The sequence below is a fragment of the Streptomyces caeruleatus genome (assembly GCF_001514235.1).
Lineage (GTDB): Bacteria > Actinomycetota > Actinomycetes > Streptomycetales > Streptomycetaceae > Streptomyces > Streptomyces caeruleatus.
Genome location: NZ_KQ948928.1, coordinates 193,865 through 210,041 on the forward strand (window position 1 = coordinate 193,865; position 16,177 = coordinate 210,041).

At 70.8% G+C, this 16,177-nt stretch carries 16 protein-coding genes and 1 pseudogene; 11 read left to right on the top strand and 6 right to left on the bottom strand.

Annotated features, from left to right (window positions below; translation table 11 throughout):
* Positions 1-29 precede the first annotated feature (29 nt).
* Positions 30-959: a haloalkane dehalogenase gene (locus AQJ67_RS16440; RefSeq protein ID WP_062719513.1), complete on the bottom strand. Its 930-nt coding sequence runs from the start codon at positions 957-959 to the stop codon at positions 30-32.
* Positions 960-1,098: 139 nt separating this feature from the next.
* On the opposite strand from AQJ67_RS16440, the gene AQJ67_RS16445 reads away from it, so the two are divergent.
* The 4 genes from AQJ67_RS16445 (at position 1,099) to AQJ67_RS16460 (ending at position 5,088) form a co-directional block, all read left to right on the top strand.
* Positions 1,099-1,725: a TetR/AcrR family transcriptional regulator gene (locus AQJ67_RS16445; protein WP_062719514.1), complete on the top strand. Its 627-nt coding sequence runs from the start codon at positions 1,099-1,101 to the stop codon at positions 1,723-1,725.
* A 204-nt stretch (positions 1,726-1,929) separates the two neighbouring features.
* Complete coding sequence (locus AQJ67_RS16450; protein ID WP_208614981.1) at positions 1,930-3,099, top strand: 4Fe-4S binding protein; 1,170 nt, start codon at positions 1,930-1,932, stop codon at positions 3,097-3,099.
* Positions 3,096-4,403 (top strand): DUF3533 domain-containing protein, encoded by a 1,308-nt coding sequence (locus AQJ67_RS16455; protein ID WP_062719515.1) that lies wholly within the window; start codon positions 3,096-3,098, stop codon positions 4,401-4,403. The genes AQJ67_RS16450 and AQJ67_RS16455 overlap by 4 nt, the downstream gene beginning before the upstream one ends.
* A gap of 115 nt (positions 4,404-4,518) precedes the next feature.
* Positions 4,519-5,088, top strand: coding sequence for a TetR/AcrR family transcriptional regulator (locus tag AQJ67_RS16460; protein ID WP_062719516.1), 570 nt, complete (start codon positions 4,519-4,521; stop codon positions 5,086-5,088).
* A gap of 39 nt (positions 5,089-5,127) precedes the next feature.
* Here AQJ67_RS16460 and AQJ67_RS16465 read toward each other — a convergent pair whose 3' ends face one another.
* Entirely contained in the window at positions 5,128-5,703 is a 576-nt protein-coding gene (locus tag AQJ67_RS16465; RefSeq protein WP_244190473.1) for a TetR/AcrR family transcriptional regulator, read from the bottom strand.
* Positions 5,704-5,716: 13 nt separating this feature from the next.
* On the opposite strand from AQJ67_RS16465, the gene AQJ67_RS49320 reads away from it, so the two are divergent.
* Positions 5,717-5,833 (top strand): SDR family oxidoreductase, encoded by a 117-nt coding sequence (locus AQJ67_RS49320; RefSeq protein ID WP_244190474.1) that lies wholly within the window; start codon positions 5,717-5,719, stop codon positions 5,831-5,833.
* Positions 5,834-6,055: 222 nt separating this feature from the next.
* Here AQJ67_RS49320 and AQJ67_RS16470 read toward each other — a convergent pair whose 3' ends face one another.
* From AQJ67_RS16470 to AQJ67_RS16485, 4 genes and pseudogenes are all read right to left on the bottom strand, one after another.
* Positions 6,056-6,796, bottom strand: coding sequence for a dienelactone hydrolase family protein (locus tag AQJ67_RS16470; protein ID WP_062719517.1), 741 nt, complete (start codon positions 6,794-6,796; stop codon positions 6,056-6,058).
* 193 nt (positions 6,797-6,989) lie between these two features.
* Positions 6,990-7,823, bottom strand: coding sequence for a hypothetical protein (locus AQJ67_RS16475; protein ID WP_062719518.1), 834 nt, complete (start codon positions 7,821-7,823; stop codon positions 6,990-6,992).
* Between the two features lie 53 nt (positions 7,824-7,876).
* Positions 7,877-8,167 carry an acyl-CoA dehydrogenase family protein gene (locus AQJ67_RS16480; protein WP_244190475.1) on the bottom strand — a complete coding sequence of 97 codons (291 nt, stop codon included), beginning with the start codon at positions 8,165-8,167 and terminating at the stop codon, positions 7,877-7,879.
* A gap of 166 nt (positions 8,168-8,333) precedes the next feature.
* Positions 8,334-8,772, bottom strand: a pseudogene (locus AQJ67_RS16485) (winged helix-turn-helix transcriptional regulator).
* A gap of 144 nt (positions 8,773-8,916) precedes the next feature.
* On the opposite strand from AQJ67_RS16485, the gene AQJ67_RS47660 reads away from it, so the two are divergent.
* The 6 genes from AQJ67_RS47660 (at position 8,917) to AQJ67_RS16510 (ending at position 16,154) form a co-directional block, all read left to right on the top strand.
* Entirely contained in the window at positions 8,917-9,078 is a 162-nt protein-coding gene (locus AQJ67_RS47660; protein ID WP_159058773.1) for a hypothetical protein, read from the top strand.
* A gap of 61 nt (positions 9,079-9,139) precedes the next feature.
* The gene (locus tag AQJ67_RS16490) at positions 9,140-9,970 is read left to right on the top strand and encodes a M55 family metallopeptidase (RefSeq protein ID WP_062719521.1); all 831 of its coding nucleotides are present in this window, start codon (positions 9,140-9,142) and stop codon (positions 9,968-9,970) included.
* Between the two features lie 154 nt (positions 9,971-10,124).
* A complete protein-coding gene (locus tag AQJ67_RS16495; RefSeq protein WP_062719522.1) occupies positions 10,125-11,831 on the top strand; it encodes a stealth family protein in 1,707 nt (568 codons plus the stop codon).
* Between the two features lie 15 nt (positions 11,832-11,846).
* A complete protein-coding gene (locus tag AQJ67_RS16500; protein ID WP_062719523.1) occupies positions 11,847-13,664 on the top strand; it encodes a stealth conserved region 3 domain-containing protein in 1,818 nt (605 codons plus the stop codon).
* A gap of 151 nt (positions 13,665-13,815) precedes the next feature.
* Positions 13,816-14,610: a hypothetical protein gene (locus tag AQJ67_RS16505; RefSeq protein ID WP_062719524.1), complete on the top strand. Its 795-nt coding sequence runs from the start codon at positions 13,816-13,818 to the stop codon at positions 14,608-14,610.
* A complete protein-coding gene (locus tag AQJ67_RS16510) occupies positions 14,607-16,154 on the top strand; it encodes a serine/threonine-protein kinase (protein ID WP_062719525.1) in 1,548 nt (515 codons plus the stop codon). The genes AQJ67_RS16505 and AQJ67_RS16510 overlap by 4 nt, the downstream gene beginning before the upstream one ends.
* The last annotated feature ends 23 nt before the right edge of the window (positions 16,155-16,177 follow it).

The following is a 16,177-nucleotide window of genomic DNA, read 5'->3' on the forward strand; positions in this document are numbered from 1 at the left end:
CGGTGGTGGGCTGTCGTGAAGATCGGCTGTCAGCCGAGGCTGAGGACGGCCTCGACCAGCAGGTCGGGCTGCTGCTCCTGGAGGAAGTGACCGGCGTCGGGGACCGTCAGATGACTCCGCCCCCTCGCGCCCGGGATGCGCTCCTGGAAGACCTGCTCGAAGGCACGCGTGATGTCCTCGTGTGCGGCGAAAGCGGTGAGGAACGGCTTGTCGAAAGCAGTCAGCCCCGCCCAGGCGCGGCTCAGCATCGAGGCGGGCGGGTCGGTGGCGTCGAGCGGTACGAGGTGCGGGAACCGCCGTGCTCCGGCGAAGTGCCGATCGGACGGGAACGGAGCGTCGTAAGCGGCCGCCTCCTCATGGCTGAGGACGTGGCCGGTCTGGTTGAGAGCGCTGTCCGGGCTGCCTACGGCCCATGAGGCGGTCAGGTCCGGTGACTGCGACTGCTCCAGCCAGCGCAGGAAGGCGCCGGCGGCGGGCGCGAACTGCTCCGGTGTGAACGAGCCCATGACGTCCGGGGCGGCCAGACCGGTGTTGGCGGCGACCACGGCCGCGAAACGGTCGGGGGTGAGCCCGACGTGGACGAGGAAGAGGAACCCGCCCCAGTCCTGACCGAACAGGGTGATGTCCGCGAGGCCGAGCCGGTTCAGCCAGTCACCGGTCCAGGCCACGTGGGACTCGTAGGTGTACGCGTCCCGGTCGACCGGCTTGTCCGAGCGGCCGAATCCGATCAGATCGGGAACGAGGACGCGTCGGCCGGCTGCCACCAGGCCGGGAATCATCCGGCGGTAGAGGTAGCCCCAGGTCGGCTCGCCGTGGGCGAGGACCACGACCGGTCCGTCGGGCGGCCCTTCGTCGACGTAGTGCATGCGCAGGCCCTCGCCGACCGTGACGTACCGGGGCCGGTACGGCCAGTCGGGGAGGCCGTCGAAGCGCTCGTCAGGCGTGCGTTCGATGTCCATACGAGAAACAGTAACAGTGTTTTCATTGCTCTGACACCGATCGGTTTCCCCAGGGTGGGGCCTGGGATCCTCGCCCAGCTGCCGATTCGACTGACGTCTTCGCGGTGTTTTCGTAACGGTGTTGTAATACGCTGACGCCATGGCCAGACCCAAGACACACGACGAATCGCTGCGGCTCCGGCTCCTGCATCGCGCGGCCGCCACGGTTTTCGATCGCGGCGCGGCCGCGCTGAGCCTGCGACAGCTCGCGGCGGACGTGAAGACCTCGACCACCGCGGTCTACTCCCTGTTCGGCAGCAAGGCCGGTCTGCTCAGCAGCCTGTATCAGGAGGCTGTGCGGCTCTTCGCCGAGCGCCTGGCCGCCGTCCGTCCGACGGGCGACCCGGCCGACGACGTGATCCGTATCGGGCTGGCCTATCGCGAGTACGCCGTGGCCAACCCGCACCTCTACGCGATCCTCTTCGCCGACCGCGGCGTTCAGTGCCCGTCCGACTCGGGCAGGCCCCGCGAGGTCGTCGAGACGTACCGGCCCCTCGTCGACGCCGTGCGCCGCGGACAGCGGGCCGGGCAGTTCGGCACCGCGTCCGACCCCGAGGTCATCGCGCTGTCGGTCTGGGGGATGGCCCACGGCCTGGTCTCCCTGGTGCTGTCCGGGAACGAGCCGCCGGAGCTGGCGGTCGCCGGGTGCTACGAGCGGGCGCTGCGGGCGTTGGTGACGGGGTGGCGGGGCGGCGAGGGGTCGGCTGCGGGGCGCGCGGCCTCGTAGGGGTGGGCTTCAGGGGGCGGGGGTGGTTCGCACCTCGGGTTCGCGGCTCGGGTCTGCATCTCGGGTTCGCGGCTCGGGTCTGCATCTCGGGTTCGCGGCTCGGGCTTGCATGCGGAAACCGATCAGTTTACGGTGGTGAAACTGATCGGTTTCTCGTCGAGCGGGCGGGCGAGTCCCGGACCCGAGCCACTACTAGGAGCACGGATGACTGCCGCACGCGACGCCGAGGGGCAACCGACGCCCCCGACGCCCCCGACGCCCCCGGCGCCCCCGGCGCCCCCGCCGCCCAGGCTCCCGGCGAAGCTGGCCGCCCACCCGTCGGTACAGGCCGTACTCGACCGTCGCAGGGCCGGTGGCGCGGTCAGCCCGCCGGCGGTGATCGACGCGGCCTGGCTGCGTGAGCTGTGTCTGGCGGCCGGCGCGGACGACGCGGCCGCGGTGAGCCTGGACCACCCCGACCTGGCCGGCGAGCGCGAGCACGCGGAGTCCGCGCTGCCCGGCACCCGCACCCTGATCGCGATGGCGGTCCGGATGAACCGCGACAACTGCCGTTCCCCGGCCCGGAGTGTGGCCAACCAGGAGTTCCACCAGACCGACGAACAGGCCAACCACGCCGCCCGCAGCGTCACCCAGGCGCTCCAGGACGCCGGTTACCGCGCGCTCAATCCCTCGGTCGGCTTCCCCCAGGAGATGGACCGCTTCCCGAGCGAGCGGATCTGGGTGGTGGCGCACAAGACGGTCGCGGTGGCCGCCGGGCTCGGCGTGATGGGTCTGCACCGCAACGTCATCCACCCGAAGTTCGGCAGCTTCATCCTGCTTGTGACCGTCCTCGTGGACGCGGAGGTGAGCGAGTGCGGGCAGTCGCTGGACTACAACCCTTGTATCGACTGCAAGTTGTGCGTCGCCGCCTGCCCGGTCGGCGCCATCGCCAAGGACGGCGCCTTCGACGCGCTGGCCTGCACCACGCACAACTACCGGGAGTTCATGAGCGGGTTCACCGACTGGGCGCAGACCGTGGCCGACAGCGAGGACGCAGCCGACTACCGCTCCCGGGTCACCGACTCCGAGAGCGCCTCCATGTGGCAGAGCCTGAGCTCGCCCCCCGGCTACAAGTCCGGCTACTGCCTTGCCGTCTGCCCGGCCGGCGAGGACGTCCTCGGCCCGTACCTGGACGACCGCAAGTCGTTCATGGACACCGTGCTGCGACCGCTTCAGGACAAGAAGGAAACGCTGTACGTTTTGCCGGGCTCGCAGGCGCAGGAGTACGCCCGGCGCCGCTTCCCCCACAAGCCCGTCAAGGAAGTCACCGGCGGCTGGCATCCCCCGGCGAAACGCGCCGCGTCCACCGACCGAGAGACACGTACTACGTCATGAGTGGCATTCACCCCTTCCGTGTCCTGCGCGCCAAGCCTCTGTGGATTGCCAACGGTGTCATCACGGGCATACTCGCGCTCCTGTTCGCCGTGTTCTACGTCGGCGCCAACATCGATCCGGCCGGTCACATGACCAAGCTGCCCGTCGGCCTGGTCAACGCCGACAAGGGAGCCACCGTCGGCGGCAGGCAGGTCAACCTGGGCGCTCGGATCACCGAGTCGATCGAGAAGTCGATCGTGAGCGGGGACAAGATCGACTGGAAGGTGATGGACGAGAAGGAAGTGAAGGAGGAACTCGGCGAGGGCGAGCTGTTCGGCGCGCTCGTCGTCCCCGCCGGCTTCACCTCGTCTGTCTCCGCGCTGACCGGCACCACGACCAGCGGGACCCTGGCCCGCCCGACGCTGACGGTGCTCACCAACCAGTCGGCCGGCAGCGTGGGCTCCGGCCTGGCCCGCACGGCGACGACGCAGGCGGCTGAGAGCGCCTCGCTCCAGGTGGGCAAGGAACTGACCGCGCAGACCGGCGCCCAGCCGGCGAAGCTGCCCGCCGCGGCACGCGTCCTGCTCGCCGACCCGGCCGCCATCGCGGTCGAGGACGGCCATCCGCTCGACTCGCACAGCGGCCTGGGGCTGACGGCGTTCTACTACGCGCTCACCCTCGTGGTCGTCGGCATGCTCTCCGCCAACGTCATCAGCGGCCAGGTCGACCACGCCCTCGGCTACACCCACAACGACATGGGCCCACTGCGCCTGCACCGCCCGCTGATCCGGGCGACCCGGGTGCAGACCCTCGCCATCAGCAGCACCCTCATGGCCGGACTGTCCCTGCTGATGGGCACCCTGGTCATGGCGGGCGCGGTCGGCATCATGGGCATGGACGCCTCTCACCTGCCGCTGCTGTGGCTGTACTCGGTGTGCGCCATCGCGGTCGCCGGGATCGGCGCGCTCACCCTCCTCGCGGTCCTCGGCACGCCCGGAATGCTGGTGGTCACGCTGGTCTTCATCGGGATGGCGGTGCCGACGGCCGGAGCCACCACCCCCATCGAGGCCCTGCCCGGCTTCTACCGCTTCCTTGCCGAGTTCGAGCCGCTGCGGCAGATCACCGGTGGTATCCGCTCGATCCTCTACTACGACGCCCAGGGCGACGCAGGTCTGACCCGAGGCTGGGTCATGATGGCGGCCGGCCTCGTGGCGGCCGCACTGTTCGGCTTCGGCGTCCTGGGGTGGTACGACCGCAAGGGGCTGCACCGCATCCCGGTGGAGACGACGGCCGAGAAGCCCGAGAAGACGGCGGCCCCGGCATAGCGAAACTCCCGCATCACCCGGGACGGGCCATTACTCGGAGTGGTGCGAACCTTGGAAACCGATCTTTGGAAACCGATCGGTTTTCTTTTCTTTCTCTTTGGGTTAACCTCGCGGTATGACCACCGAAGTGAAACAAAGTCCAAGGGAGCGGCTGCTGGAAGCGGCGGCCACGCTCACCTACCGAGACGGCGTCGGCATCGGCGTCGAGGCGCTGTGCAAGGCGGCGGGAGTGTCGAAGCGCTCCATGTACCAGCTGTTCGAGAGCAAGGACGAACTGCTCGCGGCGAGTCTGGAGCGGCGTACTTCCGCCTACGTGGCGACACTGCTGCCCGCGGCGGACGACGACCGGTCACCCCGGGAACGGATTCTGCATGTCTTCGAGCAGGTGGAATCGGAGTCGGGCGCGCCCGAGTTCTACGGCTGCCCCTTCCTGGCCGCGCAGATCGAGCTCAAGGACCAGAGCCACCCCGCGAGCCGGGTCGCCCATGGGGTCAAGGAGAACCTGACCGCCTTCTTCCGTGCCGAGGCCGAGCAGGGCGGTGCGAGCGACCCCGGTCTGCTGGCCCGGCAGCTCAGCCTGGTCTTCGACGGTGGCAGCGCCCGCGCGGGCATCGGAGCGGACCAGCTCACGGGGCTCATCGCGCCCACGGTGATCACCCTGCTCGACGCGGCGGGCGTGCGCTGACGCATCGCCCCTCCCGAACGCCTCCCTGTCGCCCGGCGTTCAGGGGAAGCCCATAGCCGCAAGAGAGTTGCCGAGCATGCCGCAAGCGAGGAAGCGTGCGGTCTTGTCGGCATCGGCGCCCAGCAACCGGTGCACGGTGTCCCGGATCCTCATCCAGCCGGCCCGGACGGCCTCGCCGATCAGGTCGTCGCCCCGCGCCTCGGCGGCCGCCACCGTGACGTATCCCTGCATCTGCATCAGGAGCGTTTCGGGGCGCGTCGAAATCAGCTGCGCGTACGCGTTCGTCATTGCCTGAAGAGCCCGCTCGTCGCCTTCCGTCCCGTCGGCCGCCGCCTCGAAGGCCAGGCGGGTGTCTTCCATGCTCCGCTCCAGAGCGGCGACGAAGATCGTCTTCTTGTCCGGGAAGAGGCGGAAGGGATACGGCTGCGTGACGCCGACCCGCCTCGCGATCATCGCGGTGGTGGTGCCGTGGTAGCAGTCATGGTGACGACAGACCGGCCGGTGGCGCTCGTGACCGGTGCCTCCTCCGGCATTGGGAAGGAAGCCACGCTCGCACTGGTCGCAGCGGGGTTCGACGTGGTTGGTCGGTACAAGCCGAGACGGCTCCCGCGTCACCCAGCTCGACGGTGTGACGTTCCTCGACCTCGACGTGGCCGACGACGTCTCGGTCGCCGCAGTGGTCCAGGAGGTGAGCGAGCGGTTCGGGCGGATCGACGTCCTGGTCAACAACCACCTGACTCCCTGACTCCCTGACTCCCCGCAAGGCACGATCCCCCGGCCCTCGGCAGGCAGGCGTGCCACCGCAGCTTTGGGCGGCACGGGCCCCCGCCAAGAGTCTGGCAGGGGCCCGTGATGTAGCGAGCCGAAGAGGGCCTGGGCGGGCCTCTCCCTGGATGCGCAGCATCCTGGCCGAACGCGGCTACTGTCCGCTGGTGGCCTGGTGGCCTGGTGGCCTGGCGGCCGGGAGTCACTTCAGGTGTCGGGTGAAGAACTGTGCCGCGGCGTCCCCCGCGAACTGCGGGACGCCGGTGTGCCCGCCCATATTGGCGTGCAGTGTCTTCTCCTTGGAGGCGAAGGCGTCGAAGAGGTCCAGGGCGGCCTGCCGGTCGTTGCCTTCGTCGTCCCACTGCAGCAGGACGTGCAGCGGGATGGTGACCTGGCGGGCCTCCTCGAACATGGCGCGAGGGACGAAACTCCCGGCGAACAGGACAGCGGCCGAGATACGCGGCTCGACCACCGCCAGCCGGGTCCCGATGGAGATCACTCCACCCGAGTACCCGACCGGGCCGCCGATCTCGGGCAGCGACAGAAGGGCGTCCAGGGCGGCCTGCCATTCCGGGACGGCCTTGTCGACCAGGGGGAGGATGAGGGCGTCGATGATCTCGTCGCTGACCGGCTCGCCGGCCTCCACAGCCTGCCGCAGGTCGGCGAGGGCCTGCTCGGCGGCGGGCCAGCGGGGCCGGTCGCCCCGGCCGGGGAGCTCGATGGCGGCCGTGGCGAAGCCGTACGCCGCGGAATGCCGGGCTCGGGCCACCAGTCGGGGGTACGTCTTGCGCAGCCCGAGGGGAGGAGGGCTGAGCAGGATCAGCGGCGCCGGTGCGGATGCGGATGCGGATCCCGGCGTCCACAGCATGCCGGGGATCTCGCCGAGGGTGAACTCACGCTCGAGGACGGCGCCGTCGAGATGCTGTTCAGAAGTGAATCGCATGGTCGTGCCTTTCGGGAATGCCATGGAACGGCGCTCCCGGACGACCTATCGCCCGACCGCGACCCCGGAGGGGAGCACCCATGTCGATACGTTCACGGGTACCACCTCCTCGCTCTCCTGCACGGCCTCCGGAAACGTAGCAGTGGCTGCCGTGGTTCCGCCAACGGGTTTTGCGGAAGTCCGTATTAGGTCCTCAGCCCTGGTCGTAGGTGTGTAATCCCCTGCCGGTAGAGGTCACCACGGACGCCAGGCACCCGGTGATCCGCTTCCCGCGTCCGGCAGCCCGCGAGGGGTCCCTCCGGAAGGGGAGCACGACGAGCGATGCCTCGGCGGCGATCTGAGGAACCGAGTACCGGATTCTCTTCCTCGTGGTCGGTGGAGTCCGGGAACAGGGCGTCAGGCGAGGGACCACTAGCTCGCCCAGCACCTCGTCCAGGCCGCGCCAGCCACTCACGGCCTCACGCACACCGGAGATACGGCGGGCCGTTCGTTCGAAGCCGGTCGGGCTCAACTGCTGATCGAGGTACATCACGATGTTGCCGCCCTGGCCGAGGAAGCCCAGCCCGTCGAGCTGCCGGGTGAGGACCACGCCGACATCGATGACCCGCTGGTCCCCAGGCGGTTGATCGAGTTCGGCGGTGGCCACGTTCAGCCGGGTCACCCGCAAGGGCGCGAACTGGTCCTCACCGAACAGTCCCAGGAATCCGGCTTCCTGCACGGCGGCGAAGATCGCCTCCGAGTCGGTCACCTCCATGTGTGCCGAGCCGTCGTCCGTCTGCCAGCGTTCGGTGTCCACGAGCCGGAGGGCGCGGGAGGGCTGGAAGACGGTACAGACGTACGGCTGCTGTTCGATCTCCAGCAGCGGGCCGAACTCGGTCCAGGCCGAGGGACCGGCCTCGGACATCCCGGCTCGCTGGGCCAACTCCACGATGTTGTCCAGCGGTTCGAGGCCCGAGTCGACCTCGTAGATGTTCGCCGGGGCCCCGAAGGACTGCCAGAGCTCCAGCAGCGTCGTGTAGTCCATCATCGCGGTGAGCCTCCGATCCTCTCCCCGACCCGCATCACTTGCGCCACTTCGCGTTACAGCCCGGCCATGAGCGCACCCGTGAGCAACCCCGTCGCGTTCCAGCCCGTGGACGGGCAGACCCGGGCGATCTCGCCCACCACGTCCGCCTGTTCGGCGAGGGACAGGTCCAGCCCGCCGAACCGACCGGGCACCGCCATGCGGAACACGCCCGCCCGGTCCAGCAGCCTGAGCGTCGCCCGCGGAACCTGTCCTCGCTCCTCCGCCTCCGCGCCGTGCTCCCGGATCACGGGAGCCACCGCGGACACGGCCTCCAGCACTGTGGCCGGCCCCTGACGTATGGTCACGCATTCCTCCGAACGGGATGTGCCCGTCGCGGACACGGGCATTCGCCCGGAAGCTAGCCAGTGGCATCCATCGTGCGGTAATCGACGGGTAATCGCCGGGTAATCGGCCGGTCATTCGTGCATCATTCTCCGGGAATACGCCGGATATCCGGCGGGAATCCCGCGGTCAGGACGCTTCCACCTGGTCCGCCATCCGGCGGTCGTACTCGGTCCGGGCCACGGCGATCTCGGTCTGGTGCTCCTCGGTCCAGATCACCAGGCTGCGGATCGTGTCGTGCAGCGTCGCCCCGAGCGGCGTCAACTCGTAGTCCACGCGCGGCGGAACCACCGGGTGCACCGTGCGTTTGACCAGGCCATCGCGTTCCAGCTGGCGCAGGGTGACGGTCAGCATGCGCTGGCTGACGCCGTCGATCTGCCGGCGCAGCTCGGAGAAACGCAGGTGGCGGCGCTCCAGCAACGCGATGACGAGCAGGGACCACTTGTCCGCCACGCGGTCGAGGATCTGCCGTACCTCACAGCCTTGCCGGGTGTCCCACTGAAGCGCGTCGTAGTCGTCCTCGGTACCCGCGGGAGTGAGTCGGTGACTTCAAAGTGCCTTCTTCCATAGTTCTTGAGCCTGCCGGAAGATGCCTGGTTACAAGTGGGAACCGCCTCCGGCTCATTGCACCTGCGTGTGTTTCGAGCCGGTGACCGAAATCGGTGGCCCTAATTCCGTCCTCCCCTTTTTCTCCATCCAAGGAGTCATTTCCGTGTCCGCACTGCAATCATCTGACGGCGGCACCGAACGCATGACTGGGCGCGCTTGGGGCGTGCTGTTCGTGCTGTGTGGTGACGTCCCGGCCCGAGGCCCCGCCCTCCAGTCCCTGGGCCGGGCGGCCCGCGGCGCCGGACGGAACGTACGGGAGCGCTGACGGAACCGGAACCGCACCCGGGGCCGTCTCCTGAGCGATCAAGCTTTGAGGAGAGCGCACAGTGCGGATCTACATCAGCGCGGACATGGAGGGCGTCACAGGGCTCGTCGACGCCGACGACGTCCAGCCCGGCGGCCGGGACTACGAGCGTGGACGGCTGATGATGGCTCAGGACGTCAACGCCGCCGTCCGTGGCGCCGTCGCGGCCGGTGCCACGGACATCACCGTCAACGACGCGCACGGCCCCATGCGCAACATCCTCCCGGAGGCGCTGCACCCGGCGGCCCGCCTCATCCGCGGGAAGCCGAAGCACATGGGCATGCTCGAAGGGCTCGACGCCGGGCACGAGGCCGTGCTCTGCGTCGGGTACCACTCCCGGGCCGGTGAACTCGGGGTGCTGAGCCACAGCTTCATGGGGCACGAGATCGAGGACATCTGGCTGGACGGCCGGCCCGTGGGCGAGATCGGCCTGGCCCAGGCCACCGCGGCGGCCATCGGGGTCCCGGTGGCCGTCCTCACCGGTGACGACCGTGCCTGTGCGGAGATGGCGGACTGGGACGCCTCCGTCACCGCCGTGGCCGTGAAGCACGCGAAGGGCCGGTTCGCGGCGGATCTGCGCCCGGCCGAAGAGGCGCGCACGGCGATCGAGGAGGCGGTCGCCGCCGCCCTCACCGCGCGGCGGACGCCGCTCGCGACGCCCTCGGCCGGGTCCACCCTCGCCGTCCGCTGGCAGTCGGCCTCGGTGGCCTCCACCCTGCTGGGAATCCCCGGCGTGACCGCGACGGACTCGCGGACCGTCCGGGCCCACGGTGCCCTGCCCGCTCTCTACCGGCAGTTCGGCGTGTGGATGCGGGTGGCGGCCTCCCTGACCAACCAGCCACCGTATTGCTGAGCCCCGCCCCCAATACCACGCTCAACTGAAGGAGGCGTGCGGGAACGGCCCGCCGTACGTTAAATCTCGGAGAACTCTTCTACAACCTTCCGTCGCACGCGTCTGTCTGGCTATCGCAGAGTTGTGTTGGGGTGCGTGAAGAGGAGCTCAGAACGTGACCGTGCGTTCCTTTGCCCGGCGGATGCGTCCGCGTGTGGAGCAGAAGGCATCCGAGAAGGTGTGGCAGCTGCGTACCCTGCGACGCCGTCGCAGAGCCGCGGGCACCGACCCGGTGCTCCGCCCGGTGGCGGTGCGGGGCCAGCGGCTCTACGGCAGGGTCGTGGCCCGGTTCAGCGCCGCCGAGGCGGCCGCCGCCAACCTCGGCCTGGTCGTCGCCGCGCTGGAGGCCGCAGGCATCCCGTACTTCCTGGTGCCGGCCTCGCGCACCCGCCACACCGTCGGCGTGAACGCCGTCGACCGGGACCGTGTCCTCACCGCCCTGGAGACGCGGTACGCGGGACAGGCGGTGTTCATCGGCAGACCGCTGCCCGGCGGAAAGCTCAAGCACCCGGCGCTGTTCCTCGACGGCGTCCTGCCCGCCCGGCTGCGTACCGCCCCCGTCCTGCGCGTCGGCGAGAACCACCTCGGACCCGCGGGCCAGCTGCTCGCCGGCCCGGAACTCGCCTGCGACGTGGAGTTCTGGGAGGACGGGGCGCAGCTCCTCGCCTCCGAGGACGGGCTCCGGCGCCTGGCCAAGGTGCAGCCGCAGGCCTCCGAGGACATCTTCGCCGAGTCCCTCGTCGCACCCCGGAACAACGGCGTCACCGACGTCCTGCCGGCGCCCGAGCAGACCCCGGCCACGGTGCGCGTCGGCGCGCGCGAGCTGCCGACGTTCACCCCGCTCACCCTGCCCACCGTGCACGACGTGACCTTCCCCGTCGACGTCGTCTACACCTGGGTGGACGGCGAGGAGCCGGCGATGCGGGCCAAGCGGGCCGGGTACCAGGAGCGCGGGATCGCCGAGATCCTCGACAAGGAGACCAGCGCCTCCCGCTACACCAGCCACGACGAGCTGAAGTACTCCCTGCGCTCACTCGCGATGTACGCCGACTTCGTCCGGCACATCTACGTCGTCACCGACGGCCAGAAGCCGCACTGGCTCGACGACAGCGCCGAGGGGATCACCGTCGTCGACCACCGCGACATCTTCCCGCCGGACGTCCTGCCGGTCTTCAACTCCCACGCGATCGAGACCCGGCTGCACCACATCCCGGGCCTGTCCGAGCACTACCTGTACTTCAACGACGACGTGTTCGTCGGCCGCCGCGTCACCGCCGAGCACTTCTTCCACGGCAGCGGCCTGATGAAGATCCCGGTCTCCCCGCTCAAGATAGGCGTCGGCAAACCGCACGCCGAGGAGACCGCCACCAACTCCGCGAGCAAGAACGTCCGCCGGCTGCTGCTGGCGAAGTTCGGCCGGATGACCACGAACAACTTCATGCACACCCCGCTGCCCCAGCGCGCCGAGACCCTGCGCGACCTCGAGGAACTCTTCCCCGAGGACATCGCCCGCACCACCGCGTCCCGCTTCCGCTCCCCGCAGGACGTCGCCATGACCGCCCCGCTGCTCTACCAGTACGCGCTGATGACCGGCCGCGGAGTGCCCGGCAAGTACAGCTTCCGGTACGTCAACATCAGCCGCCCGGACGCCGAGGCCCGCCTGACCGACCTGCGCCGCAGCCGCCGCTTCGACTTCTTCTGCCTCAACGACGTCGATGTGCAGCCCGAGGAACGGGAACGGGTCGGCGTGCGGATGCACGAGTTCCTGGAGGACTACTTCCCCTTCGCGAGCCCCTTCGAGAAGTCCGAGAAGCAGGACTGACGGGGGCCGGGGGGCATGGACATCCGTCACCGCTTCGCGGGGCTCAGGGGCACGAGAGCGGCCCGCGACCTTCTGGTACGCCTCGGAACCTGGCTGTCGGCCAGACTCTGGGCGCTGCGCGCGACCCGGTCCCGACGACGCCTTCGGGCCGCCGTCCCCGGACTGCGCGGGATCACCTTCGGACCGGCCCGGCTGTACGGCCGTACGGTCGCCTGTTACACCGCGGACGACGCCGTCGAGGCCGACCTGGAGCGCGTGTGCACCCTGCTGGAGGGGCTCGGTGTGCCGTACTTCCTGGTCCCCGACGACCACGGCCCCGGCGCGCCGCGGCGGATCGTCGGCGTCGAGGAGACGCACCGCGACACCGTGCTGTCCCGGGCCGGCCGGCGCTTCGCCGGCACCGTCGGATACGTCGCCGCCGTCGGCCGCGACGGAGCCGTGACGAACGCGGTCCTGTGGGCCGACGGGAAGCTGCCGCGGGCGCTGAAGCGGGCCGCGGTCCTGCGTACCGGAGTGGTCCGCCTCGGCCCCGCGGGGCAGGTGCTCACCGGCCTCGACACCGGCTGCGACATCGAGTTCTGGCGCTACGGCCGCGACCTGGGCGGCGCGTCCGGCGCCGACCCGTCCTGGCTCACCGTGCCCGGCAGGCGACTGCCCGACGTCTTCGCCCAGGCGCTTGTCGCCCCGCGCCGCAACCCCGTCTCCGAGGTGCTCCCGGCCGCGGCACGGCAGCCGGTCACCCTGGCGGGCCGCCACCGCGGCGTGCCCACCTTCGCCCCGTTCGCCGAGCCGGGCATCGACGACGTCCGCTTCCCCGTCGACGCCGTGTACACCTGGGTCGACGGCGACGACCCGGCGATGGCCGTCAAACGACGGGCGTACCAGGAGCTCTCCGGCAGCGTCATCGCCGCCCGCGAGACCGGCGCCTCCCGCTACACCAGCCACGACGAACTGCGGTACGCGCTGCGCTCGCTGGAGATGTACGCCGGCTTCGTCCGGCACGTCTACCTGGTGACCGACTCCCAGCTCCCCGACTGGCTGGACCCCGACGCCGAGGGCCTGACGGTGATCGACCACCGGGACATCCTCCCGGCCGACGCGCTCCCCGTCTTCAACTCGCACGCCATAGAGAGCCGCCTGCACCACATCCCGGGCCTGTCCGAGCACTACCTGTACTTCAACGACGACGTCTTCATCAACCGCCCGGTACACGCCGAGCACTTCTTCCACGGCAACGGCATAGCCCGCATCCCGCTGTCCCCGCTGAAGCTCGGCGTCGGCGCCCCGCACCCGCTCGAACCGGCCCCGAACTCCGCCGGCAAGAACGCCCGCGAGGTGATCATGCGCTTCCACGGCAGACACGCCACGCACAAGTCCCTGCACACCCCGCACCCCCAACTCCTGTCCGTCATGCGGGAGATGGAGGGCCTCGGCGTGGCGGAGCTGGAGCGGACCGCGTACTCCCGCTTCCGCGCCACCTCCGACGTCGCCCCGACCTCCACGCTCCACCACCACTGGGCCATCGCCACCGGCCGGGCCGTCCCCGCCGACTACCGCTTCCGCTACGTCCAGCTGGGCACCCCGGACATGCGCCGGCGTCTGGCCCGTCTCGCGGCCGGCGAGGACGTCGACTTCTTCTGCCTCAACGACGTGGACACCGCCCCCGAGGCCAGAGCGGCCGCCCACGCCGCCATCCGCGCCTTCCTGGACCGCAAGTACCCCTTCCCCAGCCGCTTCGAAGGCACCACCCGCGCCACCCCGCACCCCGTCGTACCGCTCACGGCGAGGGTCCCCGCACAGCCGACGCGCAAGGAGGCCCAGAGCCTCGACTGACACGGGATCGTGCCAGGCGCAACGGAACGGCCACAGGTGGTTGCGGCGACCGCCGTGACCGGTGATGCTCTCGGTGTCGCAGCGGCCGAGGCGGACCGACCATCCGCCCCGCTCGTACAATCCTGGCGATCACATCGGGGGAACAGCCGGCATGGAAACGATCATCGTTCAGCCGCCCGGTCCGTCGGCACCGGACGCCGACGGACCCGGCAGGCCCGCACTGCTGCACATGGGACCGGGCGACGTGGCCGAGTTCGGGCGCGGGACACCCGGCGGCCGGGAGGTCCCCATCCTGCTGCCCGACCCCGGGATCTCCCGGCGGGCGGGACGGCTGGAGGCGGCCGAGGACTACTGGCGGCTGTCCAACTTCAGCCGGGACACCGCCTACGTCGTCGAGAACCTGGAAGGAGCCGGCGAGTACATCACCGTCGCGCCCCGGCGCCTCGGCGCGCCCGTGCCCTTCGAGTTCTCCCGGGTCGTGCTGCCCGCGCTGAACGGCACCGCCGAGTTCAAGGTGTTCGCCCCGCAACACGCCTACCTGGACGAACGGTCCGCGCCCGGCGCCGGTGAGCAGACCGTCCACCCCTACGCCCTCGACGTGACCGCCAAGTACTTCCTGGTCCTGGTCGCGTTGTGCGAACCGCGGCTGCGCGAGCTGTCGGACAGCGCGCTGCCCGGCGCCGGGGACATCGCGGAACGGCTGCGCCCGCTGGACAGCTGCCGCGGGCTGACCCGGTCGGCCGTGAACTACCACATCGACTACCTGGCGTCGGCGAAACTCCGCCTGGACCTCGGCGACGAGTCCGGCGCCGACGGCACCGCACGCACCGGCGCCAAACGCGCCCGACTGGCCTCCCTCGCCCTGCGCTTCGGCCTGGTCCGGGAGGAACACCTCGCCCTGCTGCCGTCCCGCCGCCGGCCCGCCCCGCAGGAGAGCCACGCGTGAGCACGTCCGGCGCCGAGGACAGCGCCCCCGAAACGCCGCGCCTGCCCGTCGGGTTCCGCATCGACGGCTGGGAAGTGGGCGCGGTCATCGGCTCGGGCGGCTGGGGCACCGTCTACGAGGCCCGCGCGGTGGCCGACGGTACGACGGTCGCGGTGAAGGTGCTGCCGACCGGCGCCCTGGGCCCCGGCCAGCGCGCCGCGCTCGGTGAACTCCTCGCCCGCGAGGTGCGGTTCAGCTCCGAGGCCGACCACCCGCACCTCGTACGGACCCGCGCCGTGCGCACCGTCGACGCACCCGGACTGCCCGCCCTGGACGGCGCGACGGCGCTCGTCATGGACCGCGCCGAAGCCAGCCTGCGCCAGCTCCTGGACTCCGCCGGGACCGGCCGCGCCGTCCCGGACGCCGTGCGCGTCCTGCGCGGTGTCGCCGCCGGGCTCGCCCATATGCACGACGCCGGCTGGGTGCACGGCGACCTCAAACCCGCCAACGTCCTGCTGGGCCCGGACGGCGAGGTCTGGCTCGCCGACTTCGGCCTCGCCACCGAACTCGACGGCACCCACGCCCACCTGCCGCCGCTCGGCACGCTCGACCATCTGCCGCCCGAGTGGTGGTCCCAGCGCACCGGAGCGGACGGGGCGGTGGTGCGGCCGTCCGCCGACATCTGGGCCTTCGGCATCCTCGCCCACCAGGTCCTCACCGGCGGCCTCCACCCGTTCCCCGGCGCCACCGCCCGCGCCCGCTCGCTCGCCGCCCAGGCCTACGCCCGCGGCACCGCACCCCTGCGCCTGGACGCCGGACTCGACGACGCCTGGCGCCGGCTCGTCGCGGACTGTCTGGCCCCGGACCACGCGGCCCGTCTCCGTCACACCGCGGGAAGCCTCGCCGCCCGGATCGAGGAACTCGCCGGCCCGCCCCGCCGACGCCGGCTGTGGCCGCTCGCCGCGGTCGCGCTCGCCGGGGTCACGGCCGCCGCCGTCGCCGGGGCCGCGCTGCTCGGCGGCGGTGACGCCGGTGACAGCACCGAGGACGACGGCCGCGACACGCCCGCCGTGGTCACCGGCGCCCACAGCCCGGCCGCCACCGGGGAACTCCCGGAGAACTCCGACGTACCGAAGGCCCTGCGCCCGGTCTTCGTGGCCGCCGCCCGGCGCTGCACCGACGCCGAGGTCACGCCCGCCCTGCTCGCCGCCATGATCAAGGCGGAGAGCGGCTTCGACGCCGACGCCTCCCGGCCGGGGGCCGGTGAGTACGGCATCGCCATGTGGACGCCGTCGGTCTTCCGGGCCTGGGCGGTGGACGGCGACGGCGACGGCGACAAGGACTACCTGTCGGCACCGGACGCGATCCACACCATGAGCCTCTACGTGTGCTGGCTCGACCAGCGTTTCAAGCAGGCCGGGCTGCCCGCCGCGGAGCTTCCCGCGCTGATCGCGGCCGGCTGGCGCACGAGTGACCGCACCGTCATCGAGGAACGAGGCGTCCCCGAACGCGTACGGCCGCACGTCGACCAGGTGCTCCGCAACCTCGCCGCGTACGAACGGTGAGGCAGCGGTCCCCCGTACCGCTG